The sequence below is a fragment of the Cupriavidus sp. FW305-F7 genome (genome assembly GCF_058782875.1).
In genome coordinates this window covers 41,163-65,268 of sequence record NZ_JBYSYC010000042.1, presented here as the reverse complement: position 1 = coordinate 65,268, position 24,106 = coordinate 41,163, and the positions used below count along the sequence as shown (strand labels likewise).

The following is a 24,106-nucleotide window of genomic DNA, read 5'->3' as shown; positions in this document are numbered from 1 at the left end:
AATCTGGAAAGCAGCGGGCACGCCGACTCTGCCGTTTGGGTCATAGTTGGCAAGGTTGGCATCAAGTATTTCTACGCTCTATCGAAAATGCGATTCTGCTCGCGCGTCCCTCACCTTATATGTGAGGCACGCTCTGTCGGCACTCTCCTTACCCATTCGCGATCCACAGAAGGATGATCCCGTCCCTGAATAGTGATTACATTGTCTGTTTCACAGATGGCGCCCCTTCGATGTGTAATGGCGAGGACCGTAACATCACCAGCAAGCTTACGGATATGAGCCATGATTCCTGCCTCTGCCGCCTCATCCAGAGCGGAGCTCGCCTCGTCGAGGAACAGAAATTGCGGTTCGCCGTACAATGCCCGAGCAATGGCAATACGCTGGCGCTCGCCACCCGACAGCTTCAGGCCTCGCTCTCCTACGTACGTCGAGAATCCGTCGGGAAGCTCCTCAATCCGCTCAAGGATCGCCGCCTTTGCGGCAGCTTCGCGCAAGCGCGTCTCGCAAATCGGCCGTCCCAAGGCTATGTTCACCTCAAGCGTATCGTTTAACAGCATCACTTCCTGCGGTACGACGCCGACAGCACCATACCAGTCCCGACGGTTGATCTTCCTTAAGTCGACCCCGTCAACTCGAATCGCACCGCTCGAGGGCTCCACCGCTTTAAGAGCGAGCTTTAATACCGTTGACTTACCTGCACCGCTCTCACCAGCAATAAACGTGATCGAGCCCCGTTCTGCCACGAAATTGACGCCAGCAATTCCGCGTCCATCCGTGTAGGTGAAGTGCACGTCCCGAAACTCTAGACGGCCCCTATCGGCAAGCGGTTTGCCTCGACTCAGTGTTGAATCGTCCTCTTCAGGGTAAATCCAAATGCGGGAAAATGGCTTCAATTGAACATACGAACGCATCAAGCTCTCAAGGGCAAGCCCCGCCATCTCAAAGGGCCGGTTAAGTTGAAGCAGGAGCGTGTTGAAAAGCACGACGTCGCCGACAGAGACCAAGCCCGCGCGATAGCGCGGAAGGAAAATGAAGAACGTAATGACGAACTGAAGCGCAAGTGCAACGCCGTAGACGCTAGCATAGGCGATCCTCTTCAAGCAGTACCGTCGCCAATTGGTAAGAACCTCTCTCGCCCCCCTACTGAATCGACTACTCATCCAATTCGTGCTACCAAAATAGCGCAGCGTTTCGATTGATGAAATCGCGTTACCAATCAGCTGCGCATTTTGTTGACCAGCATTAGTCGCCGTCTCAAGGTGCGGCCTCGACCAGATGTTGGAGAAGTAAGTCAACATTATGACTATCAAACCGTAGACCAGCACGATTAAAGCGATTCGCGAATCAATCACCGCGCCCAGAATAGTCAATGTCAGCGCGAGTTGAACGAAACCCGGGATCAGTACTATCAACCCCACTTGTACAATCAGATCGAGCGCCTGTGTCCCCTGCATTTGCGCGGACTGAATCTCAGCAGGGTTGTGTTCCAAAAAGAACTGCGGCGGCTTCTTTAGCAGTCGGTCGAAGAAGCTGGTCGACGCAATAAAGCGCAGATTCTCAGCACTCATTGCAGCCAGGTAGGAGACCGTGCTTTGCAGAGCAAAAGTCAGACCGGTCAAAACCGCATAGACGAGGAAGCCTGTCGAGAGTGCCCCAAGCCAGCCGTCACCAGTCATACGGTCGACAAGGCGCGAGAACAAATAGGGACCGGACACCGACGAGAAAGACGATCCGAGAATGATAATCGCAATGACGATGAATGGAGCACGGGAAACTCTCCATAGATCTCGAAAAATAACACCGATCGGAGTGGCCACCATGCGCCACGCGCCATCCATCTCCATGATTCGCTCTACCATAGCTCAAACACTAATCGCAGGGCTTCCCTTAGAGCCGCAGTCAGCCAGCGAGTTCCCTGGAATTATGACTTTCGTACTTATCTAGGCGATGTACTTCGCATAAGATTGCACAAACATTTCCAATCGAAGCATATTTAGTACGATTCCTACCTCACCCGTAGTGACAATATTTGCATTCTCGGTGACGGTATCGTCGATCCATTTATCCTCGATTTCGATTGTAGACGCGACAATCCCGCGTCGGAGGTAGCATTTCACGAGTTCTTCATTGTTGCGAAAGAACGAAAATACCAGACCCGATGATGGCCGCTTTGTTCGACGCCAAGCTACCCGCGATGTAATCGATTGTGCAAATGCCCTTCTTATCTGGATTCTGTCGTAATACGCTGGGAACGTTCTGTAAACGGGCTCACCCAGAACGCCGGCCAGGATGTTCTGCATGAACAACGGGCGAATAACCTTGGCGTAAGACGGATCTCTGCGGCAATCGCGCAGGCCTGCGGCCAAAAGATCAGCAACAAACCGCGTCCCAGCGTGGCGAGCCATGCACCTGCAAGCAACGGCTGTCCCGATCACTTTATTTGGGCGGCCGGCTCGTCAAAGGCGATGCCGGCTTGCCATCCGACAGTTCATGCCATCATATGGTCTGATGACATCAAGATCAGACGGACCATGCCAACAAGCGAACCCATTCAACGACGCCGCCTATTTGAGGACGTGCTGGACAGGCTAACCGAGCGCATCCGCAACGGCGAGATCGCCCCAGGCGAACAGCTGCCCGCCGAGCGCGATCTCATGGAGTACTACGGTGTAGGTCGACCAGCCATTCGCGAGGCGCTCCAGGCGCTGGAACGCGCCGGGATCATTGAAATCGCGCACGGCGAGCGCGCGCGGGTCGTGATCCCGACCCCGCAACGCCTGATTCAGCAGATCGGCGCCGGTGCGCAGCATCTGCTGCGCTCTGACCCGGACTCGCTGGAACACCTGAAGGGCGCGCGTGTGTTTCTGGAATGCGGGATGGCGCAACTCGCCGCCGCCAATGCGACGCCTGACGACATCCAGCGCCTGCAAGCCCGCCTGGAAGAACAGCGCCAGGCCAAGGACGACTCGGCGCTTTTCCTGACGCGCGACATGGCCTTCCATTGTGAACTGGCACGCATCAGCGGAAATCCCATTTTTCCCGCCATCGTCCAGGCCTTGTTCGAGTGGGCGCGCGAGTACTACCGAGGCATCGTGCGTGCACCCGGCGCCGAGGCGTTGACGCTCGCGGAACACCAACGTGTCATCGACGCAGTGGCCTCCCATGATGGCGATGCGGCTTCGCGCGCTATGCGCGAGCACCTCACGCGAGCCAACGCGCTCTACCGGACCCTGAACGGCTCCACAGCGGCTATCTCGTAGCCGCCGCCGCTTTACCTCCCATCTCCTGATGGCAGCATTTGCCTGGGCCGGCCGGCTTGTTGAAGCCGGCCCGCGCGTTCCCTACCGCTGGTTCACGCCAGTTCTAGCCCTGGCATTCCGCCGTCTCCTCTAAGCGCTTTTCCGTGCCCATTTTGGGGCTCACGTAAACCCCGACAAAATGCCGCTTGGAGTGATGGTGTACTCATCATACCATTACACCAAGACAGCAGCGGAAGACTGCGTCAAGACGCCGTCCGACGACCGGGCCGGCGTGAGACCTACAGGAGACAACGTGGAAAACACTGGAACCACCGCCACCGAGCGGTCCGCGATCCGCAAGGTATCGCTCCGGCTCGTACCGTTCATTGCGTTGATGTTCTTCATCAACTTCCTGGACCGGACCGCCATTTCCTTTGCCGGTCCCAACGGTATGACGAAGGACCTGGGCCTGAGCGCCGCGCAGTTCGGTTTTGCTGCCGGCGTGTTCTTCGTCGGTTACATCCTGCTGGAGATTCCCAGCAACCTCGCGCTTCACAAATACGGCGCCCGCCGCTGGCTGGCTCGCATCATGGTGACCTGGGGCATCGTCGCCATTCTGTTCACCTGGGTCAGCAGCATCGAAGGCCTGTACCTGCTGCGTTTCCTGCTAGGCGTTGCCGAGGCCGGGTTCTTTCCCGGCGCCATTCTCTTCCTGAGCATGTGGGTGCCGGCCCGCCATCGCTGCCACGTGCTGGCGCTGTTCTATCTGGCGCAGCCCCTCACGACCGTCATCGGCGCGCCAGTTGCCGCGCTGCTGATCGAGGCGCACGGCCTGTTCGGGCTGGCCGGCTGGCGCATTATGTTCTTTGGCGTGGCGGTGCCGGCCGTCGTAATTGGGGTGGTCGCGTGGTTCTACCTGGCCGACAAGCCTGCGCACGCCAAATGGCTGACCAAGGCGGAGCGCGACTGGCTCAGCGCTGAACTGGACAAAGAAGAGAAGATCAAGCCCCACTCGCATGGCCGCATGGCTGGCCAGGCGTTGCGCGACAGCCGCGTCTGGGTTCTGGCGCTGACCTATTTCGGCCTGATCTACGGCCTGTATGCCCTCGCGTTCTTCCTGCCCACCATCATCGGCGGCTTCGAAGCGCAATACGGCACCAAGTTCGACGTCTTCCAGAAGGGCTGGATCACGGCCATCCCCTATCTCCCGGCGGCGCTTGCACTGTTCCTGTGGAGCCGCGATGCAACCCGGCGCGGCGTGCGGCCGTGGCATGTGGGCGTGCCCGCGCTGATCGGCGCCGTCAGCATCCCCGCGGCGCTGTACATGCAATCGCCCGCCGCGACCGTGGCTGTGATCACTGTGACGGCCTGCGCCATTTTCTCCGCCCTGCCCAACTTCTGGTCGATCCCGGCGCGCTTCCTTTCCGGTGCCGGCGCCGCAGCGGGTATTGCGCTCATCAACACCATCGGCAACTTTGCGGGCTTCGCCGCCCCGTTTGTGACCGGCGCGGTCAAGGACGCGACGGGCTCCTACCAGGTGCCCATGTTCATCGTCGGCGGCTTCATGCTGCTTTCCGCGGTGCTCGTCTTTGCCATCTCCGCCCGGGAGAAGCAGCCCGCGCCAGAGCGAAACAGCGTGCTGGAACCGAAGGCCAACCTGAAATGAATTCGCAGCGCATTGGTATCGCGATGCCTGCCCAACTGGAGAACCAGCATGAAAGAGAAGATCGCCCTGTTTGGCGCCGGCGGCAAGATGGGTGTGCGCCTGGCCAAAAACCTGCTCAAGTCGGACTATCGCGTCAGCCACGTTGAGGTGAGCGAGGTCGGCAAGAAGCGCCTGAAGGACGAACTCGGCCTCGAATGCGTGAGCACCGAAGCCGCCCTGGACAATGTCGATGTGGTGATCCTGGCCGTGCCCGATACCATCATCGGCAAGATCGCTGCCCAGATTGCCCCGCAGCTGAGGCCCGGCACCATGGTCATGACGCTCGATGCGGCCGCACCGTTCGCGGGTCACTTGCCCGACCGGCCGGATCTGACCTACTTTGTCGCTCACCCCTGCCACCCGTTGATCTTCAACGACGAGACCGACCCCGAGGCGCGCCGCGATTATTTCGGCGGCGGCGCCGCGAAGCAGTCGATCACCAGCGCGCTGATGCAGGGCCCCGAGGAAGCATTCGACCTGGGCGAAGCCGTGGCGAAGGTGATCTATGCCCCGATTCTCCGTTCCTATCGCCTGACCGTCGACCAGATGGCCCTGCTGGAGCCGGGCCTGTCGGAGACGATCTGCGCCACCCTGCTCCAAGTGATGCGCGAAGCGATGGACGAAACCGTTCGCCGCGGCGTGCCGAAGGAAGCGGCGCGCGACTTCCTGCTCGGTCACATGAACATCCTCGGCGCGGTGATCTTCAACGAAATTCCCGGCGCCTTCTCCGATGCCTGCAACAAGGCTATCGAGTTCGGCAAGCCGCGGCTGATGCGCGACGACTGGATCAAGGTCTTCGACCGCGATGAGATTGCCGAGAGCATCCGCCGCATCACCTGACCCCACAGCCAACCGAGGCGAGCCATGCTGCCGGGCCGACCGGCCGCAGGAACCCAGAGCAGGAGAAAAGAGTGAGCGAACGAATCTACGCCAGCTACTGGCTGGAAACCGGCGACGACCCCCGGCGCGCGGCCGAGGTCATCGCCGGCGAACAGTCGAGCGGCACCTTTATCGCATTGCCGAATGAGACGCCCGAACTCAAGCAGCGCTCGGGAGCGCGCGTCGAGCGACTCGAAGTGCTGGAGACCGTCGACAAGCCGAGCTTGCCTGGCGGGATGCCATCTGATGTCTATCGCCGCTGCGCGCTACAGATCTCGTGGCCACTCGATAATCTCGGCCCGTCGCTGCCGAACCTGGTGTCCACCATCGCGGGCAATCTCTTCGAACTCCGGCAGGTCAGCGGGCTGCGCATCACGGACCTGCAACTGCCGGCTTCATTTGCCCGCGCGTACCAGGGACCGGCTTTCGGCATCGACGGCACACGGAAGCTGACCGATGTCACAACCGGTCCGCTGATCGGCACCATCATCAAGCCGAGTGTCGGGCTCTCCGTCGAGCAGACAGCGCAGCAAGTCCGGGAACTGGTGGCCGGTGGCATCGACTTCATCAAGGACGACGAACTGCAGGCCGACGGCAGCTTCTGCCCCTTCGACGAGCGGGTGACCGCGGTGATGCGCGTGGTCAACGAGGCAGCGCAGCGCAGCGGCCGCAAGGCGATGGTCGCGTTCAACCTGACTGGTGACCTGGACCAGATGAAGCGCCGGCACGACCATGTGCTGGCACAGGGCGGGACTTGTGTCATGGTCTGCCTCAACTCGGTCGGCATCGTCGGGTTGCAGGAACTGCGCCGGCACAGTCAACTGCCCATCCATGCCCATCGCGCGGGTTGGGGGTACCTGTCGCGCAGTCCCGCCCTCGGCTGGGACTATGCACCCTGGCAGAAGATCTGGCGGCTTGCCGGCGCCGATCATCTTCACGTGAACGGCTTGCGCAACAAATTCAGCGAAGCGGACGAAAGCGTCATTGCCGCGGCAAAAGCGGTGCTCGCGCCAGTCATGCCCGAGGCCGCCATGCCGGCCATGCCAGTCTTCAGTTCGGGACAGACCGGCCTGCAGGCCGAGGACACTTATCGGGCCCTGGCGACGACAGACCTGATCCACACCGCGGGCGGCGGCATCTTCGGCCATCCGGCCGGCGTTTCCGCAGGGGTGGAAGCCTTGCGCGAAGCGTGGGTCGCGGCGGTCAACCATATTCCGCTGGCGCGGCATGCGGCCACCAGCAGCGCGTTGCGCCAGGCTATGGAGTTCTGGCGATGAGCGCATCCTCGACCGCTGGCTTGCCTGCGGGCCTGCTGCTGACCTACTATGGGGACGACTTCACCGGCTCCACCGATGCCATGGAAGTCATGGCGGCGGCCGGCATTCCCACCGTGCTATGCCTGGAGCCGCCCACCGCTGAACTGCTCAAGCGCTTCCCTGAGGCACGCTGCGTCGGCCTTGCGGGTTCCGCCCGCGGCCGTAGCCCCGAGTGGATGGAAACTGAATTGCCGAAGGCATTCGCCAGCCTGAAGCAGCTTGGCGCGCCGGTCCTGCAGTACAAGATCTGCTCGACCTTCGACTCCTCGCCCGCCATCGGTTCGATCGGAAAGGCCATCGACCTGGGCGTGCAGACAGTCGGCGGTCGATGGGTACCGATGGTGGTTGGCGCGCCGCGGTTGAAGCGCTACCAGTTGTTCGGCAATCTGTTTGCCGCCATCGGCGGTGAAGGCTTTCGGCTTGATCGCCACCCGACCATGTCGCGTCACCCGGTGACGCCGATGGCGGAGGCCGATTTGCGCGTGCACCTGCGCGAGCAGTCGGCGCGCCCCATCACGTTGGTCGACATGGTGCGGCTGCAAGCGGGAATGGGAGCCGGGCACGTCGCTGCCCACGCCGCTGACAACAACAAGGAGGCGCCGGTCGTGCTGATCGACGTGCTGGACGACGCGACCCTGCTCGCAGCCGGCCAACTGGTCTGGGAAGGCAAAGGCAGCGGTGTGTTCACGGCCTCGTCGTCCGGCTTGCAGTACGCGCTCACGGCATACTGGCGCCAGCGCGGCTGGATTTCGCCGCAGGCTGGCCTGCCCCCCGCCGCGCCCGCATCGGTCATCGCAGTGGTGAGCGGAAGCTGCTCTCCGGTGACGGCCGCACAGATCGAGTGGGCTGCCCACAATGGCTTTACCACCGAACGCGTGGACCTCTGGAAGATCCTGCACACCGAGACGGCGCAAGCAGAGATCGAACGTGTGGTCGAGTTGGCCTGCTGCAGCATCCGGCAGGGAATCAGCCCAGTCGTCTACACCGCCATGGGGCCGGACGATTCGGCCGTCATCGGCTTCGACACGCTCGCACGCGACGCCGGCCGGACCCGGGCCGATGCCGCGCGGTTGGTGGGTACCACGCTGGCGGAGGTCATGAAACGCCTGCTTGATCGCACCGGACTCAGGCGAGTCGTTGTGGCAGGCGGCGACAGTTCCGGGGAAGTGGTCAGCATGCTCGGCATCGCGGCGCTGGCAGTGGAAGCCGCCATGGCACCGGGCGCCCCCCTTTGCCGCGCTTACTCGCGTTTGCCGCAGCGGGACGGCATGGAGATTATCCTCAAGGGCGGACAAATTGGCGACGATTCGTTCTTTGGGAAGGCATTGGCCGGCGGCGCATTCAACGGCTGACGGCAGCCGCATCGCGCTATCGTCTTTCCAGCTGCGCCAGTGCATTCAGCAGGGCACGCACGCGCGGCGGCTGCAGGCGCACGGAGGGCATCACGATGCTGATGGGCATGGCCGGCGGCCGGTGTCCGGGCAGCAGCTCAACCAGCGTGCCGCCTGCCAGTTCTTCACCGACCATCTTGTCCGGGACCTGGCAAATGTCCAAGCCGAGCACCGCGGCGGCGACCATGCCCTCCCCGTCATTGACCTGCAGGCGCTGGCACGGCGCGATTTCCGTCATGCGGTGCGCGTCCATCAGGTGCCAGGGACGCTGGCGTCCAGAACTGGGCAGGCAAAAGACGATGGGTGCATGTGCGGGATCGTAGGTAAATAGGAGAGTAGCCGCGCGGAATTGAACAGCGTGAATGCCAAGTCAGCAGACTCAGGTACACGCCGTCGGCAGGTCGCACTGGTCAGGGAGATCGGCCTGCGTCGGCAGTACTTGGAACTCGGCTTCTCGCCGCTCGCGGGCCGCGTCTTGGAGGTGCCGCTCTTCACAAGCGGCCCGTGTACGTTCGAAGGTGCTTCGCCGCCTGGACATCGGCGAGGCCACCTTGAGTGGCATCGCCGAATGACTGAAGTCGCGCGATCTCATTGCGGTGTCGCACGATCAGCCCGACCGCATCTAGTCGTCCCATTGACCATTACCGGCCGATTCTGTTGCAAGGACATTCTCCGAAAATCAAAGCTGGCGAGTCATCTCCGCATGGGTTGCCCTTACAGTTGCCTTCGACTGCGCCCTGCGTTGAAGATGTGAGATAAATCTTTCCCCCACGTCCGAAAGTGGCTCACCTTTGCGGGTCAGCACGCCGAATGCTTTCAAGTCCAGCCCGATGACGATCGGCAGCGTTGCCAGCAAACTCGCCCTGACGTGATCCCGCACGACCGATTCCGGCAACATCGCGACGGCGTCACCGGACTGTAAGAGTTGCAAGGTGGCAAAAATCGAAGAGCACTCGATCACGTCTTCCGGAGTGGACACGTGCGCCTGCGCGAATTGCTCTTCCAACATCAAGCGGGCCGGGCTGGTTAGTGTCTGTAGCACCCATGGCCAGCGCACCAGTTCGTCCCAATTCAGTTGCTCACACCGCGCGAGCGGATGCCCATTGCGAACGACGATGCGTAGCGGTTCATCCGACAGCGCCGAGAAGTCGAACTTGTTGTGGTCCAGTGGCCCGGTGAATCGGCCCACGGCGAGTTCGATCTCGTGCCGCTCCAGTAGAGCGCCAATCTGGTCACTGGTCTCGCCAAGGATTCGCACATTCAGGCGGGGCCGTTCGCGCTTGATATCCGCCACCGCTGCGGCGACGAGATCCGGGGCCGCCCCCATGATCGCACCGAGAACGAGATGGCCATGGCCACCCCGCCGCTTGGTTTCGAGATCCTCAAGAAAGCGGGCCAGGCTAGCCTGCGTTTGCCGCGCGTATGTCACCACCTCCTGCCCCAGCGGCGTCGCCCGCATGCCGCGCGCGTGACGCTCAAAAATGGGGAAGCCAAAGGCTTGCTCGATATCCGCCAGCATCTTTGTGGCTGAGGGTTGGGTCACATTGATGAGGGCCGCAGCCTGATTCAACGTCGGTGTGTCGCTTAATGCACTCAGGAGAGCCCAGTGCTTGAGTTTGAGACGGTTCACCAAGCGGGGCGTCAGCGACATTTACAGTCTCCTTCATATTCCGAAACGGAATAGCTTCTTCGTATCTTTCGATTGGAATGATATAGCGGGCCCGCATACAGTTCAACGCATTCCACACCGACAGACAGGAGACACAATGAAGCTGATCCGCTATGGCGCGGCAGGCCAGGAACGGCCAGGTATGGTCGATGCACAGGGCCGCATCCGCGATCTTTCTGCCCACATTCCCGATGTCACGGGCGACACGATTTCCCCGCAGTCGGTGGCACGCTTGGCCGCCATAGATCCGGCGACTCTGCCGCTGGTAGAGGGCTCACCCCGCGTTGGTCCCTGCGTTGGCGCGGTGGGCAAGATGGTTTGCGTCGGCCTGAACTATTCCGACCATGCGGCGGAATCGAATATGGCGATACCGACCGAACCGGTGCTGTTCATGAAAGCCACCAGCGCAATCGTGGGCCCCAATGACGACGTCGAAATCCCACCCCGCGCTGAAAAGGTCGACTGGGAAGTGGAACTCGGCGTGGTGATCGGAAAGACCGCGCGATACGTGTCGAAGGCCGATGCGCTGGACCACGTGGCCGGCTATTGCATCGTCAACGACGTTTCGGAGCGTGCCTACCAACTCGAACGCGGCGGCCAGTGGGACAAGGGCAAGAGCTGCGACACATTCGGCCCGCTGGGCCCCTGGCTGGTGACCAGGGACGAAGTGCCCGACGCGCAGGCGCTCGCACTCTGGCTAGAAGTAGACGGCAAGTCCTACCAGAATGGAAACACGAGCACAATGATCTTCGACGTGCCGACGCTGGTGTCCTATATCAGCCAGTTCATGAGCCTGCAGCCGGGCGATGTGATTTCCACCGGCACGCCGCCGGGCGTGGGCTTCGGCCAGAAGCCCGTTCCAGTCTACCTCGGCGCGGGCCAGGTCATGCGGCTCGGCATCACTGGGCTCGGTGAGCAGCGCCAGCGCACTGTCCCTGCCAATGTAGAGGGCGCACAATGAATCAGCTTGACATGAAAGGCCGCGTGGCCATCGTCACTGGCGGCGCTCAGGGCATCGGTTACGCCGTCGCGGAACGCATGCTTAGGTCGGGCGCCGAGGTGGCACTGTGGGATATCAACGAAGTCCAACTCACCACGGCTCGTAACGCTCTGGCCCAATTCGGCAAGGTCACCACCGAAGTGGTTGAACTGACCGACGAAGCTTCCGTGGGTGCCGCCACGAAGGCGACTCTGGGCAAGCTCGGTCGCATCGATGTCCTGGTCAACAGCGCTGGCATCACGGGCGGCAACGGCTCGACCTGGGAACTGGAACCAGAAGTGTGGCGCCGTGTGATCGAGGTGAACCTGATCGGCAGCTACCTGACGTGCCGCGCCGTCGCGCCTCAGATGATCAAACAGGCCTATGGGCGCATCGTCAACATCGCGTCTGTGGCCGGCAAGGAGGGAAACCCCAACGCGTCACACTACAGCGCTTCCAAGGCTGGCCTGATCGGGCTGACCAAGTCGCTCGGCAAGGAATTGGCTAAGAGCGGTGTACTAGTTAACGCGGTTACGCCTGCCGCTGCCAAGACGCCGATCTTCAATTCGATGAAAGCCGAGCATATCGAGTTCATGTTGTCCAAGATCCCCATGGGGCGCTTCCTTGAAGTAGACGAGGCCGCCTCGATGATCACCTGGCTGACTACCGAAGACTGCGCCTTCAGCACTGGGGCGGTGTTTGACCTCTCTGGCGGACGCGCCACCTATTGAGCCTGGACGCAGGCCTGCATCAGACAGGTCGCGATTCCATGGACCAAACATTACAAAAAAGGGCGCGCAGGCCCGCAAGGCAGCCGCGCCCCGGAGACACACATCATGAATGCCCATCGTCCGGCCATTGAGTCGGTAACCGCCAAGGCGATTGTACGCCTGGTGCCTTTTCTACTGCTGATGTACGTGCTTGCCTTTCTCGACCGCGCCAACGTCGGCTTCGCAAAGAAGGCTTTCCAGCTCGATACTGGCATCTCCGATTCAATGTTTGCACTCGGCGCCGGTGTGTTCTTTCTCGGCTACGCGTTACTCGAAGTGCCGAGCAATTTGATCATGCACCGCGTTGGCGCCCGCATCTGGATGTCGCGGATCATGGTGACGTGGGGAATGGTTTCCGCTGCACTGATGTTTGTCCACAGTGAAACCGCCTTTTATGCGCTGCGCTTCCTACTGGGGGTAGCGGAGGCCGGATTCTTTCCCGGCGTCATCTACTATTTGACGAAGTGGTTCCCGGCGAGTGCACGCACCCGCGTGATGGGGATGTTCTACTTTGGCGCGCCCCTGGCATTCATCTTCGGCAGCCCGCTCTCTGGCATGCTGCTCGAACTCGATGGTTTGCTAGGCTTCAAAGGCTGGCAATGGCTTTTCATGGTCGAAGGGCTGCTCGCGAGCATTGTGGGCGTGTGGGCGTACTGGTATCTCGACAATACCCCACGCGATGCGAAATGGCTGTCCCCCGCCGAGCGCGATGTCCTCGCTTTGGCCATCGATAGCGAAGAGCAAATCAAATCCTCGCACGGACCGAGCACGGTATTGCGCGCGTTGGGCAACGGTCGGGTGCTGTTCCTATCGCTCATCTACTTCCTGATTCAAGTCAGCGTGTACGGCGTGGTGTTCTACCTGCCGACGCAAGTGGCGGCGCTGCTGGGTAAGAAGGTCGGCTTCGAAGTCGGCCTGGTAACAGCGATCCCGTGGGTCTGTGCGCTCGCGGCGGCTTACTTCCTTCCCCGAATGGCCGAGCGGCGCGGACACCATGAGCGCATCGCGCTCGCCACGCTGGCCGTGGCGGCCGCCGGCATCGCGCTCTCAGTCAATGCGGCATCTCCGATCGTCGCACTGATTGCCCTGTGCTTCGCGGCCGCCGGCTTCATCGGGGTGCAGCCGCTGTTCTGGACCTTCCCGACAAACTACCTCGGGGGAGCCGCGGCTGCTGGCGGCATCGCTCTGATCAATTCGCTCGGCGCACTCGGCGGCTTTGTCGCGCCGAACGTCAAGACGTGGGCGGAGCATGCCTTTGCATCGCCGAGTGCCGGGCTCAATCTTCTCTCCGTCACCACTGCGATCGGCGCAGTGCTGTTCCTGAAACTCCGAAGCCCGAGGGCTGCCACTCCCGTGGCAAATCCTGGGACGCACTCGGCTTGAACCCGAGCGGTTCGCCCCCGAACACCTCTGACCAAACAAACTGAGCCTTTTGTAGGAGTTCCCACATGTCCATGCCTACCATCAAGCACGTTCGCGCTTTCACGCTGCGCGGCGCTGGCGCTGACTATCACGACCAGGGTGATGGTCACTGGATTGACGATCACATCGCCACGCCAATGTCCAAGTATCCCGAGTTCCGGCAGAGCCGCCGGAGTTTTGGCCTCAACGTCCTTGGCACGCTGGTGGTCGAGATCGAGGCGAGCGATGGCACCGTGGGCTTTGCTGTCACGACCGGCGGCGAGCTCGGCTGCTGGATTGTCGAGAGGCATCTCGCCCGCTTCATCGAGGGCCAGAAGGTGACGGACATCGAGAAAATCTGGGACCAGATGTTCAACTCGACGCTTTACTACGGACGAAAGGGTATCGTCCTCAATACCATCTCGGGCGTGGACTTGGCGCTGTGGGATCTGCTGGCCAAGATCCGCAAGGAGCCTGTCCACGCGCTGCTTGGGGGTCCGGTGCGTGATGAACTGCAGTTCTACATGACGGGCGCGCGGCCCGATTTCGCCAAGCAGCAGGGCTTCATCGGCGGCAAGCTGCCGTTACACCACGGCCCCGCGGAAGGCAAAGAAGGCCTGAGGAAGAACTTGGAACTGCTCGCTGACATGCGCGAAAAATGCGGCCCGGACTTCTGGCTGATGTACGACTGCTGGATGAGCCTGGATGTTGACTATGCTACGCGTCTCGCTCAGGCCGCGTACAACGAGTTTGGGATGAAATGGATCGAGGAGGCCTTGCCGCCCGACGATTACTGGGGCTACGCCGAGCTACGTCGCAATGTACCGCGCGGCATGCTCGTGAGCACCGGTGAGCATGAGGCTACGCGTTGGGGCTTTCGCATGCTGCTGGAGATGGAATGCTGCGACATCCTGCAACCGGATGTCGGCTGGTGCGGCGGCATTACCGAGCTGATCAAAATCTCCGCATTGGCCGACGCGCGGGGCAAGCTGGTGGTCCCTCACGGCTCGTCGGTCTACAGCTATCACTTTGTCATCACGCGCCACAACAGCCCATTTGCTGAATTCCTGAATATGTCGCCGGGCGCGGACGAGATCGTGCCGATGTTCCATCCGCAATTGCTTGACGAGCCAGTGCCAGTGAACGGACGAATGAAGGCCTCCGCGCTGGATGCGCCCGGGTTCGGTGTGCGCCTCAACCCCGAGCTGCCGTTGCACCGGCCATTCGAGCGCTGAGGCTCATCCGAACAGGCGCATGGGACGCCAACTCGTGGGCGATTGCGCTCAGAAAAAAGCGCGAGGCGGCGCCGTCCTGGATAATAAGGCACCGTTATCGGGCCTTATCGGCCCGCCGCCGCTTCCCTGCGTCCTCAGCGAGCAGCCCCTAACCATTGTTGACCCTCTGGGCAGCCCAACGGCAGTAGCTGGCAACTTCGGTCACTGGCAGTGTACTGATTGGACGACCGAGTTGGCCGGGAAGCAGACGTCCGTCAGCCCTGAGCGAGCGACTGCTGCAGGCGCAGACGGACATAGGAGCGGCACTCGGCTGCGTCAAGATGCCGGACTGCTGAAGGAGATCGACGGGTGGACCGGCTTCACCCGCGATTTTTCTTACCAAAGACGGGTGAGCTGGTGGTCGGTCAATTGGAAACCGCGATTGAGCTTTTTGTGCTCAACAGCGAGGCCCTTGTGCTGCAATACTGTCCGATTTCTGAAGCGTGCCACACTGGAGCCCCACGGCCCCGGTCCGCCCGGGGCTGAGTCCGGCCAGCGCCTTAAGCCAGCTTCAGGTTCACATTCTTGGTGTACGTAAACTCCAGCAACTCGGCAAAGCATTCCTCACGGCCTATGCCCGACTGCTTCACGCCGCCGAAAGGCGCACCCATGAAGTGCTGGCTGGAGTTGTTGATCCACACATAGCCCGTGTGCATGCGTTTGGCTGCACGATGCGCCGTGTTCAGGCTTTGCGTCCAGATCGAGCCAGTCAGGCCAAACTCCACGCCATTGACCTGCTCGAACAACGCGTCTTCGTCGCTCCACTTGAAAACCGACATGATGGGGCCGAACACTTCTTCCTGAGCCAAACGCATGTGCGGCTTCATGTCGGCGAACACAGTGGCTTCGTAGAAGAAGCCGTCCTTCAGAGCAGGGGCGTCCGGCTGCTTGCCACCGCACACCAGCCGTCCGCCATCTTCCAGACCCTTAGCCACATAGCCCTGCACTTTTTCCAGTTGTGCACGGCTGACGAGCGAGCCCATCGTGGTCTCGGGGTCTGTCGGGATCCCGGGCTTGTGGCGCTGCGGCAGCAACTGGACGATTTTCTCCAGTACCTGGTCATGGATGGACTCATGCAGAAAGACGCGGCTAGTGGAGCCGCAGCTCTGACCCGACCAAGTGAAGTTCATACCTCCCAGGATGCCGTTCACAAGTTTGTCGAGATCCGCATCGGGGTAGGCAATCAGCGCGTTCTTTCCGCCAAGTTCCAGTAGTACAGGCTTGAGGTTGTCCGAAGCGGTCTTCATGACGGCACGGCCTGTGGGCACTCCGCCAATCAGCGTGATCTTGCGCACCAGCGGGTGCCGTGCCATGGCGTCGCCGCATTCACGACCGCCGCACAAAAAATTCGCAACACCGGCCGGAAAGATATCGCCCACCAGTTCGGCTAGCCGCAGGATGGACAGCGGCGCCTGGTCGGGCGACTTCACCACCACGGTGTTGCCGGCCGCCAGCGGCGCGGCAAGGCGTGCAGCGGCAAACATGAGTGGGTGGTTATACGCCACGATACGGGCGATAACGCCTAGCGGCTCCTGCATGGTGTAGTTCAGGTTGCCGTCGCCCATGGGGATGGTCTCCCCTTTGATTTCCGTGGCCAGGCCTGCGAAGTACTCCAGACAGTCGGCAGCAAAGGCCGCGTCCATGGCCAGAGCCGACACCGGATTGCCATTGTTGAGCGAGTCCAGCAGCGCCAGCGGCTTGGCATGCTCGCGCAACACCGCGGCGGCCTTGCGCAGGTAGCGCCCCCGCTCGACGGGTGGCGTGGCGGCCCAGGCTGGAAAAGCTGCATGGGCCGCCTGCACCGCGGCGGCCACATCGGCCTCATCGGCAAGCGGCGCAGTGGTAATGGTCTCGTTGTAAGCGGGGTTGATGGTCTCGGCGTAGCCACCCGCCTTGGGGGTGTGCCACGCACCGCCGTAGTACAGTTCGCGTCGCGTCGGCAAGACGCCGGGGGGAATTTCGTGTGCGCGCATAGGTTCTGTGTCCTCAACAATAGAAATGCCGGGCGCCGGAGCGCAATCAGTCCTTCGACCGCGTCAGGCCCGCCGTCATGGCCGGGCTGTAGCCGGTTTGCACCACCACGTCGACCACCACGGTCTCGCCCTTCTTGACTGCTGCGATGGCATCGCGCAGGACTTCTTCCAGTTCGGCGGCGTCCTCGACTGGGCCGATGCCGGTAAGCCCCTGGCCGCGCGCCATCATGGCGAGGTCGGGCGGTGGGTCGCTGATGCGCTGGCCTATCCAGCGGTTCTCAATCGGCCGCTTGCGCTGGCGCGCGACGCGCTCCTGGTGCACCTCGTCGTTGAAGAATGAACGGTTGTTGCACACCACCATCAACATTGGGATGCGTGCATTGGCGGCCGTCCAGAGCGCGTTGACGCCCATCATGTAGTCACCGTCGCCGATCACCGCGACCGGTAGACGGTCGCTGCCTTTGAGGGCCAGCGCAGAGCCTATCGACATGCCGGGGCCCGAGCCGATGCCCCCGCCGCCGTCGTACCCTAGAAAGTCCAATGGGTGCCGGAAGTCCCACATCTCGCCACTCCAACTCAACGGCAGGCGCATCAGGCAAACCTCTTGCTCACCAACGGCGCGCTTTAAGGTGGCCGCCAGCGTGGTCACCGTAATGTTGCTACCGCTGGTGGCGCCTGGCACGGGCAGCGTCACTGAGACCGGGGGAAGCGGCCGTTTGGCGGGCGCCGGCGTTTCGCGCGGCTTGACGTGCTGGTTCAACAAGGCCACGGCCGGCTCAGGCTCGCACAACATGAAGACATCGACCGGCGGCAGGCCCTGGTGGTCCATGCTCCAGCCATTGTGGCTGTAGTGGTCCACGGAGACCTGGATGATCTTGCTGCCGACGGGCTTGTCTCCCCAGGCCTGCTTCAGCGTTCCTGAAAGATCCAGCCAGTCCAGGCTGAGCACCACGTCGGCTTCGCGCAAGACTTCCTGTGCATTAGCTGTGAGAAAGGCACCGCTGGGCGCTGCGTGCAGCGGGTGGTCGGTCGGAAAGGCCGCGCCGACACGCAGGTCGGTCAGCACTTCAGCGTTCAGAGTTTCGGCCAGCTGGATGCGCTGCTCCCAGCCTTCGACGTCGCGGGACACGCGGCCCATCAGGATCACCGGGCGGCTGGCTTCTGACAGAAGCGCTGCCGCCTGCGCCACGATGTCATCCGAAGGCCGGGCCGGCGGCGGCGCGAGATAGCGCGCCGGCTCGGGAATCGCCGGCCGCTCAGCCAGCCTCGATTCCTGCAGTGCCGCATCAAAACAGACGTAGACCGGGCCCTTGGGTGCGGTGGTGGCAATCTGGCGGGCCCGCAGAAGCGCTTCGTGCGCGGACGGAATCGAAGCCGGCTGCGCATCCCACTTGATAAAGTGGCGCACCAGCGCGGCCTGGTCCTGCGCCGTATGAATCCAGTCGATCCACGGCCGGCGCTTGTTCGCGTCGACCGGTCCGGTGGCACCCAGCACAATGACCGGCACGCGATCCACCCAGGCATCGAAAATAGCCATGGAGCCGTGCATCAGCCCGACATTGCTGTGCACAATGGCCACCAGCGGCTTGCCAGTAACTTTGGTGTAGCCGTGCGCGATGGCCACCGCATGCTCTTCATGGAGCACCACCATCATCTGCGGCTTTTCATTGCCCAGGTGGTTCACGATACTGTCATGCAGGCCGCGAAAACTTGCGCCAGGATTGAGCAGCACATAGGGGATGTTCATCGCGCGCAGCATATCGGCAATCGCGTCACTGGCCCAGACGGCTTCATCCGGTTCGGAAGGCGTGGGAATATCGCGGCGCACGGAGGGACCGGAGGGAACGTTCATGGAAACTCCCAGGTGAAAATGAAAAGAAGAGAATTATTCGGGCTTGATGTTTGCGGCCCTGATCACCTCTGCCCAGCGCTTCTGGTCGCTGGCGATCAGCCTGGTGAATTCGAGGGGCGTGCTGGTTTCCGCATAGATGCCCTGCTCGGCCAGCTTGCCCTGTACATCGGGTAGCGCCAGCGAGCGGCGCAACTCAGCATTGAGCTTGTTGATGATGGCCGGTGGCGTCCTGGCTGGGGCAACCATGCCGATCCAGATATCGCTTTCGAAATTGGGAAGCGTCTCGGCAATCGTCGGCACCTTTGGCAGCAGCTCGACGCGCTTCGCGCCACTGGTACCAAGTGCGCGCAGCCTGCCGCTGCGGATGTGCGGCAGGGCTGAATTGATTGGGCAGAACATCATGTCCACGTTGCCACCCAACAAATCCACAAGCGCGGGGGCCGAGCCTTTGTATGGGATCTGGGTGATGCGGGTTCCTGTCATGGACTTGAAGACTTCCGCCGCCATGTGCTGCGGGCTGCCCGAGCCGGCGGACGCATAGGAAAGCTTGTCGGGGTTGGCTTTTGCCAGCGCGATCAATTCGGCGACCGAAGTTGCCGCCACCTTGCCTGGCGACACCACCAGCACCATGGGCACGCGACCCAGCAGGGCGATGCCCGTCAGGTCCCGGCTCACCTCAAACGGCAGCCTGGGATACAGAACCGGGTTAACCGCCACGGTCTGATTGGGTGCAACGGCGATGCTGTAGCCGTCGCCTTCGGCCTTGGCTATGAAATCGGTGGCGATATTGCCTGCGGCACCCGGCTTGTTTTCAACGATGACGGGCTGGCCAAAAGACTCGGACATTTTCTGCGCCAGGATTCGGGCAAGCACGTCATTGGATCCGCCGGGCGGAAGCGGCACGACGATGTGGATGGGCTTGGTCGGGTAGGTCTGCGCCGAGGCAGGTACGCCAATGATCACGGTGGCAAGGCAAAGGGCAAGCATCCCTGTGCCGGGATTGAATTTCATGTCTTGTCTCCTGTATTTACTGCGGGTGGGGCCCTGTCAGGTTGCGGGCCCTTTCGCGTTAGAGCGCGTGCAGTAAAGAAGCAGCAATCGCTCGTCCACGTCACCGCATTCCGGCATATTTGTTATCGTCAGTAGCGCCGTCGGCTGGTGTTTCCTGTTTTCGTGATTCGTGCGTGACCTTTATGAGTTCCTCTCGAAAAGCCTTTGCTTACGGTTCGAGAGCGATGTGGGCATCAGTAATAGACGCGCCGGTGTTGGCAGCAAGCGACACGCACCGGCACGCGCCCAGGTCAGCGTCCGTCCACGGCGCCGGTGCGCTGCACCCGCATCTTCCAAAGCGCCCATGGACGTTCGATTTGCGTTTCGATATTCCGGCAGGCAGTATCGGCTTCGCCCTGGCTGAGGTAAGTCACCTCGCCAAGCCGCATAGCGCCCACCTGTAGCTGCGCATTCACTTCTGCGTAGACCGCTCGGTAGACGGCGTGCTTGAGCGTGGGACCGACGACGGTGGAACCATGGCCCCGCATCAAAACAAACGACGCCTCGCCAAGCTTCTGCGCAAGCGCAGCGCCAAGCTTGCCATCGCGGATCAGCAGGTCGGTCGCGTCGCCGGCAGTTTCGCGAATCTCGAAGATCGGTGTTCCAGCGCCCAGGAAACCGCTCATATGGCATACGGGCCTGAAGGGGGTGTTCTTGACGACGCTGAATGGAAGTACGGTAGGCGAGTGGCTATGCACGATGGCGTGCACGTCGGGTCGGGCCCTGTAGATCTCGCCATGGATGAATCGCTCCAGGTAGATGGCGCGCCCCCCCGCGTTGACTGGAGACCCGTCCAGCTTGAACTCCACAATGTCGTCTGGCGTAACAGTGGCGGGTGCCATGTTCCTCGCCAGCAGAAACCGGCCTGGATCCTTGTCGTGCCGGACGCTGACGTGGCCAAAGGCATCGACAATGCCCTGATCGAACAAGATGTGATTGGCACACACCAGGTCTTCGATCAACGTGTCGCTTGCGGAGCCGGAAGGACGATCGAGATCTTCAGCGTAGTCGACGCTGCTGCCGGGATTGGTATGGGAGTTGCACATGGAGGGCCTAGTCTCAGGTTGGCGAATGTGGTTCGATTCGCGTCCCGGGACATACGACGCCGCACTACTGCCCGGAACGTCGTTACAGCTTAGACTTGGGTTGATGATAGGTCTATTAGCTATTTAGGCCTTGATCCATACTCCACCAACTATGATTTGAGGTGCACCTGCAGGGCGTTGTTTTGCGGCGCGGCGTCGCGGATGAACTGCAAGAGCGCTGCCTGAAAAGCGGAGAAGCGCTTGTCTTCCCGGTACACCACGTAGGATGGAATCTTCATTGGCAAGTCGGGGCGATCAAGGACCACCAGGTCTCCGCGTGCCACATCGGCGCGGATCGAGGAAGCAAGCATGAAACTCAGCCCGATGTCCTGCCGGACCGCGTGCTTCATTGCTTCAGGATGCCCCAGCTCCAGCACGACCCTGCGGTTCTCGAGGCCATGCTTGCGCAGATGCGTGTCCTCCAATTCACGCCTTGCCAGATTCCGTGGCGTGCTGATAAAGGGCACCTGATGAAGGTCGAGTTCCTTTGACGGTTGTTTGACCCAGCGGCTGCCCGGCGCGCATACCAGCAAAAGGTCTTCCTCCCACAGCGGAATCGCCGTCAGCCCATCCAGATCTTGCTTTGCCGTCAGCAGGATTACCGCAAAATCGCAGCCCCCTATGCGCGTCGCGTCCACTGCTGCTTGCGGGTTTGAAATCTGAACGGTCACCAGTCCGTTGGGGTGCTGCCGGTAGAAATCCACTATCAGTGGCGGCAATGCATAGGAGCCGATCGACATCGACGTTGCAACGACCGCGTTTCCGGCACCCCCGCCCTCAAGTCCTGCGAGCTCCCGCTCGATTTCGCGCGTCCGCGTGATGACTTCGGTCGCCCAACGATAGACACGCTCTCCTGCTTCGGTGAGCGCGATGTTCCTGCCGGCACGCGCCACCAGGGGATACCCCAGCCGGGCCTCCATGCTGCGCAGGTGCGCAGTGACGACGGGTTGCGCAATGCACAGCCTGTCGGCTGCGCGCGTCACACTGCCGAGCTCCGCCACGGTGCAGAAAACTTCAAGTTTCTGGAAAGTGAGATATGGGTCGAATCCGCGCACGCGCCTCCTCCATCCATAGCTGGATTGCTATGTGATTACGGTATAAGAACTATTTGAAGATATGGATGAGGTTACCCACAATTGCAGCCACAAACAACATGGTGGCCTGGCATCAGGCCCTCGCAGGAGACAGCATGGACTGCACGACCTTTATCAATCGCGTTTCTTGCCGGCCCCGCGGTAAGTCATGCCCTGCCTCGGAAAGGGCACCGTTGGCCAAGGTCGCAGCAGCCACGCTCGCGGCAATGCTCTGGTCGACCGTAGTGGTCCAGTCCGCCTTCGCGGCAGAAGACTATCCCACCAGGCCGGTCCGCATTGTTGTGCCCTTTCCCGCCGGCGGCGGAACGGACAGCATTGCTCGCGTACTCGCAAAATCCTTCACGACGGATACAGGACAACCTTTTGTCGTAGAAAACCGCGCCGGCGCGTCCGGGAACATCGGCCTCGATGCCATCGCGAAATCGCAAGCAGACGGCTACACCATTGGCCTCACCACCAGCAATCTCACGATGAATGGTGCGCTGTACAAGCGGTTAGCCTTCGATCCACAGCGAGATTTCCAGCCGGTCTCGCTGATTGCCTCGTCCCCGCTCGTCATTGGTGTATCGAACACGCTTGGCATATCGGCATTGTCGGCCCTTCGCGCCAAAGCGAAAGCGTCTGGCCAGCCGCTCGCATACGCATCGTGCGGAAACGGCACACCGCAGCATTTCGCCGGCGCCATGCTCGCCGCGGCGTGGAATGTACGCTTCGTCCATGTTCCCTACAAGGGCTGTGCTCCGGCATTGGTCGATGCGTTGGGCGGCCAGGTGCCCATCTTTATCAGCACGGTAGCCAATGCGCTTCCGTATAGCCGCGATCCCCGTATCGGAGTGCTGGCGGTCACCGGTCATGACCGCAGCAGGTACATTCCGGCGGTACCCTCAACGTCGGAACAAGGCGTGACCAGCCTGGATATGCGCGTGTGGTTCGGGCTCATTGCCCCGAACGGCCTGCCTGAGCCCGTTCTGAAGAGACTGGTCGCGCTCACGTTGGCCGCAATGAAAAAGCCTGAGGTGCGCAAGATCCTCGAGGCCCAGGGATATGACGCGGTGGGTTCAGATCCGGCAACTTTTGCCGCGACAATCGCGACCGAAATCCCGTTCTGGAAGCAACTCGCGGCGAAGTACGCGATATCTCTCGAATAGTGCTTGCTTGCTGCCCGTTCCGGCAGCACAGAAACGTCCATCCGCAAGTCGTACTTGGACCTGAGAGCCGACGCGGACATGCGCCGCATCGCCTGCCTCAGTGCCCCCACTCGCGCCGCGCTCACTGCGCGGCGCAGCGTTTTCCCACCCTGCGTGCAATAAGAAAAATGGAGGATTCCATGAGAAGAACACTGTGCCTCGGCATTCTGCTGGCGACATCGGCACAGCTTGCCGCCGCGCAATCGTCGGTTACGCTCTACGGCGTAGCCGACATCGGCCTCGAGTACCTCAGCAATGCCAATGCGCAAGGCGACAAACTGTTCCGGATGACCTCGGGCAATGTGTCCGGCTCGCGCTGGGGCTTGCGCGGCGTCGAGGACCTCGGCGGCGGCGCCAAGGCGGTCTATGTCCTGGAGAGCGGATTCGACCTCGACGCCGGCACCTCCAGCCAGGGCGGCCGGCTCTTCGGGCGGCAGGCCTTCGCCGGGCTGGAAAACCAGTGGGGCCGCGTCACACTCGGGCGGCAGCAGAATGCACTGTATGACCTTCTGATCAACTATGAGCCAATGGTGCTGGCCGGGCACTATTCCGCGCTGATGATGGATCCCAACTTCGTCGGTCGCTACGACAACACTGCCAAGTACACAGGGAAGTTCGGGCCCGTGACCGCCGTCGCGCTGTACAGCTTTGCCAGGGGTACCACCATCACCAGCGGCGGCGCCAGTTCGCTTGCCAGTGAAACCGCGGGCGACCTCAAGAGCGACCGCGCCTTCGGCGGCGGGCTGGAATACGCGGGCGGCCCCTTCGGCCTGACCCTGATCTACGACCAGCAGCAAGGCACGCGCGGCCTCACGGGCCAGAATTCTGGACAGCGCGACCGCCGCCTTGCAGCGGCCGGCAACTTCAGCTTTGGCAGTTCCACGCTGTTCGCCGGCTATCGCTGGTTCAGCGGCAATATCGGGCTGGCGGCGACCGCGCCAGGCCGCCGGAACGATGTTTATTGGCTGGGTTACCGCCTGCAGGCCACACCGGCCCTGAGCCTCACAGCGGCCGGCTATTACTTTAACGACAAGCGCTCTGGCCAAGACCCGTGGAGCCTGGTAGGGTCAGCCAACTATGCGCTGTCCAAACGCACCGACGCCTTCCTGACCATCGGCTATGCGCGCAACAGGGACAACTCCAATCTCGGTCTGAACGGCTTCGGCAGCACCATCGCGGCCGGGCAGAACCAGACTGGCGTCACACTGAACCTTCGACACAAATTCTGACGGCGGCCTGGCC

At 61.6% G+C, this 24,106-nt stretch carries 20 protein-coding genes; 11 read left to right on the top strand and 9 right to left on the bottom strand.

Annotated features, from left to right (window positions below):
* Nucleotides 1-110 precede the first annotated feature (110 nt).
* Both AC3WL8_RS30695 and AC3WL8_RS30690 read right to left on the bottom strand, forming a co-directional pair.
* Nucleotides 111-1,844, bottom strand: coding sequence for an ABC transporter ATP-binding protein (locus tag AC3WL8_RS30695; RefSeq protein WP_492379534.1), 1,734 nt, complete (start codon nt 1,842-1,844; stop codon nt 111-113).
* Between the two features lie 96 nt (nt 1,845-1,940).
* Nucleotides 1,941-2,405: a hypothetical protein gene (locus AC3WL8_RS30690; protein ID WP_492379533.1), complete on the bottom strand. Its 465-nt coding sequence runs from the start codon at nt 2,403-2,405 to the stop codon at nt 1,941-1,943.
* Nucleotides 2,406-2,531: 126 nt separating this feature from the next.
* Between AC3WL8_RS30690 and AC3WL8_RS30685 the strand changes: the two genes are divergently transcribed.
* The 5 genes from AC3WL8_RS30685 (at nt 2,532) to oiaK (ending at nt 8,491) form a co-directional block, all read left to right on the top strand.
* The gene (locus AC3WL8_RS30685; RefSeq protein WP_041229103.1) at nt 2,532-3,260 is read left to right on the top strand and encodes a transcriptional regulator NanR; all 729 of its coding nucleotides are present in this window, start codon (nt 2,532-2,534) and stop codon (nt 3,258-3,260) included.
* A 373-nt stretch (nt 3,261-3,633) separates the two neighbouring features.
* Nucleotides 3,634-4,905: an MFS transporter gene (locus AC3WL8_RS30680; RefSeq protein ID WP_492379547.1), complete on the top strand. Its 1,272-nt coding sequence runs from the start codon at nt 3,634-3,636 to the stop codon at nt 4,903-4,905.
* 48 nt (nt 4,906-4,953) lie between these two features.
* The gene (apnO, locus tag AC3WL8_RS30675) at nt 4,954-5,784 is read left to right on the top strand and encodes a D-apionate oxidoisomerase (RefSeq protein WP_492379532.1); all 831 of its coding nucleotides are present in this window, start codon (nt 4,954-4,956) and stop codon (nt 5,782-5,784) included.
* A 71-nt stretch (nt 5,785-5,855) separates the two neighbouring features.
* Entirely contained in the window at nt 5,856-7,100 is a 1,245-nt protein-coding gene (locus AC3WL8_RS30670) for a ribulose-bisphosphate carboxylase large subunit family protein (RefSeq protein WP_492379531.1), read from the top strand.
* The gene (oiaK, locus tag AC3WL8_RS30665) at nt 7,097-8,491 is read left to right on the top strand and encodes a 3-oxo-isoapionate kinase OiaK (RefSeq protein ID WP_492379530.1); all 1,395 of its coding nucleotides are present in this window, start codon (nt 7,097-7,099) and stop codon (nt 8,489-8,491) included. Before AC3WL8_RS30670 ends, oiaK begins: the two co-directional genes overlap by 4 nt.
* A 16-nt stretch (nt 8,492-8,507) precedes the next feature.
* Here the strand turns inward: oiaK and AC3WL8_RS30660 are convergent, their stop codons facing one another.
* Nucleotides 8,508-8,819 carry a LysR substrate-binding domain-containing protein gene (locus AC3WL8_RS30660; RefSeq protein ID WP_492379546.1) on the bottom strand — a complete coding sequence of 104 codons (312 nt, stop codon included), beginning with the start codon at nt 8,817-8,819 and terminating at the stop codon, nt 8,508-8,510.
* Nucleotides 8,820-9,209: 390 nt separating this feature from the next.
* On the bottom strand, nt 9,210-10,181 hold the full coding sequence (locus AC3WL8_RS30655; RefSeq protein WP_492379529.1) for a LysR family transcriptional regulator: 972 nt from the start codon (nt 10,179-10,181) through the stop codon (nt 9,210-9,212).
* Between the two features lie 115 nt (nt 10,182-10,296).
* On the opposite strand from AC3WL8_RS30655, the gene AC3WL8_RS30650 reads away from it, so the two are divergent.
* From AC3WL8_RS30650 to rhmD, 4 genes are all read left to right on the top strand, one after another.
* Entirely contained in the window at nt 10,297-11,160 is an 864-nt protein-coding gene (locus AC3WL8_RS30650; RefSeq protein WP_013959597.1) for a fumarylacetoacetate hydrolase family protein, read from the top strand.
* A complete protein-coding gene (locus AC3WL8_RS30645) occupies nt 11,157-11,909 on the top strand; it encodes an SDR family NAD(P)-dependent oxidoreductase (RefSeq protein ID WP_013959598.1) in 753 nt (250 codons plus the stop codon). Before AC3WL8_RS30650 ends, AC3WL8_RS30645 begins: the two co-directional genes overlap by 4 nt.
* Nucleotides 11,910-12,014: 105 nt before the next feature.
* Nucleotides 12,015-13,331 (top strand): MFS transporter, encoded by a 1,317-nt coding sequence (locus AC3WL8_RS30640; protein WP_013959599.1) that lies wholly within the window; start codon nt 12,015-12,017, stop codon nt 13,329-13,331.
* Between the two features lie 65 nt (nt 13,332-13,396).
* Nucleotides 13,397-14,584 carry an L-rhamnonate dehydratase gene (gene rhmD / locus AC3WL8_RS30635; RefSeq protein WP_013959600.1) on the top strand — a complete coding sequence of 396 codons (1,188 nt, stop codon included), beginning with the start codon at nt 13,397-13,399 and terminating at the stop codon, nt 14,582-14,584.
* A 539-nt stretch (nt 14,585-15,123) separates the two neighbouring features.
* Here rhmD and AC3WL8_RS30630 read toward each other — a convergent pair.
* The 5 genes from AC3WL8_RS30630 to AC3WL8_RS30610 form a co-directional block, all read right to left on the bottom strand.
* A complete protein-coding gene (locus AC3WL8_RS30630) occupies nt 15,124-16,596 on the bottom strand; it encodes an aldehyde dehydrogenase family protein (RefSeq protein WP_013959602.1) in 1,473 nt (490 codons plus the stop codon).
* Between the two features lie 46 nt (nt 16,597-16,642).
* Nucleotides 16,643-18,448 (bottom strand): thiamine pyrophosphate-binding protein, encoded by a 1,806-nt coding sequence (locus AC3WL8_RS30625; protein ID WP_013959603.1) that lies wholly within the window; start codon nt 18,446-18,448, stop codon nt 16,643-16,645.
* A gap of 33 nt (nt 18,449-18,481) precedes the next feature.
* Entirely contained in the window at nt 18,482-19,459 is a 978-nt protein-coding gene (locus AC3WL8_RS30620) for a Bug family tripartite tricarboxylate transporter substrate binding protein (protein ID WP_035815623.1), read from the bottom strand.
* A gap of 290 nt (nt 19,460-19,749) precedes the next feature.
* The gene (locus AC3WL8_RS30615; RefSeq protein ID WP_013959605.1) at nt 19,750-20,544 is read right to left on the bottom strand and encodes a class II aldolase/adducin family protein; all 795 of its coding nucleotides are present in this window, start codon (nt 20,542-20,544) and stop codon (nt 19,750-19,752) included.
* A gap of 149 nt (nt 20,545-20,693) precedes the next feature.
* Complete coding sequence (locus tag AC3WL8_RS30610) at nt 20,694-21,638, bottom strand: LysR family transcriptional regulator (RefSeq protein ID WP_492379528.1); 945 nt, start codon at nt 21,636-21,638, stop codon at nt 20,694-20,696.
* Nucleotides 21,639-21,772: 134 nt separating this feature from the next.
* On the opposite strand from AC3WL8_RS30610, the gene AC3WL8_RS30605 reads away from it, so the two are divergent.
* A complete protein-coding gene (locus tag AC3WL8_RS30605) occupies nt 21,773-22,825 on the top strand; it encodes a tripartite tricarboxylate transporter substrate binding protein (RefSeq protein WP_492379527.1) in 1,053 nt (350 codons plus the stop codon).
* 179 nt (nt 22,826-23,004) lie between these two features.
* The gene (locus tag AC3WL8_RS30600; RefSeq protein WP_492379526.1) at nt 23,005-24,093 is read left to right on the top strand and encodes a porin; all 1,089 of its coding nucleotides are present in this window, start codon (nt 23,005-23,007) and stop codon (nt 24,091-24,093) included.
* Nucleotides 24,094-24,106 lie beyond the last annotated feature (13 nt).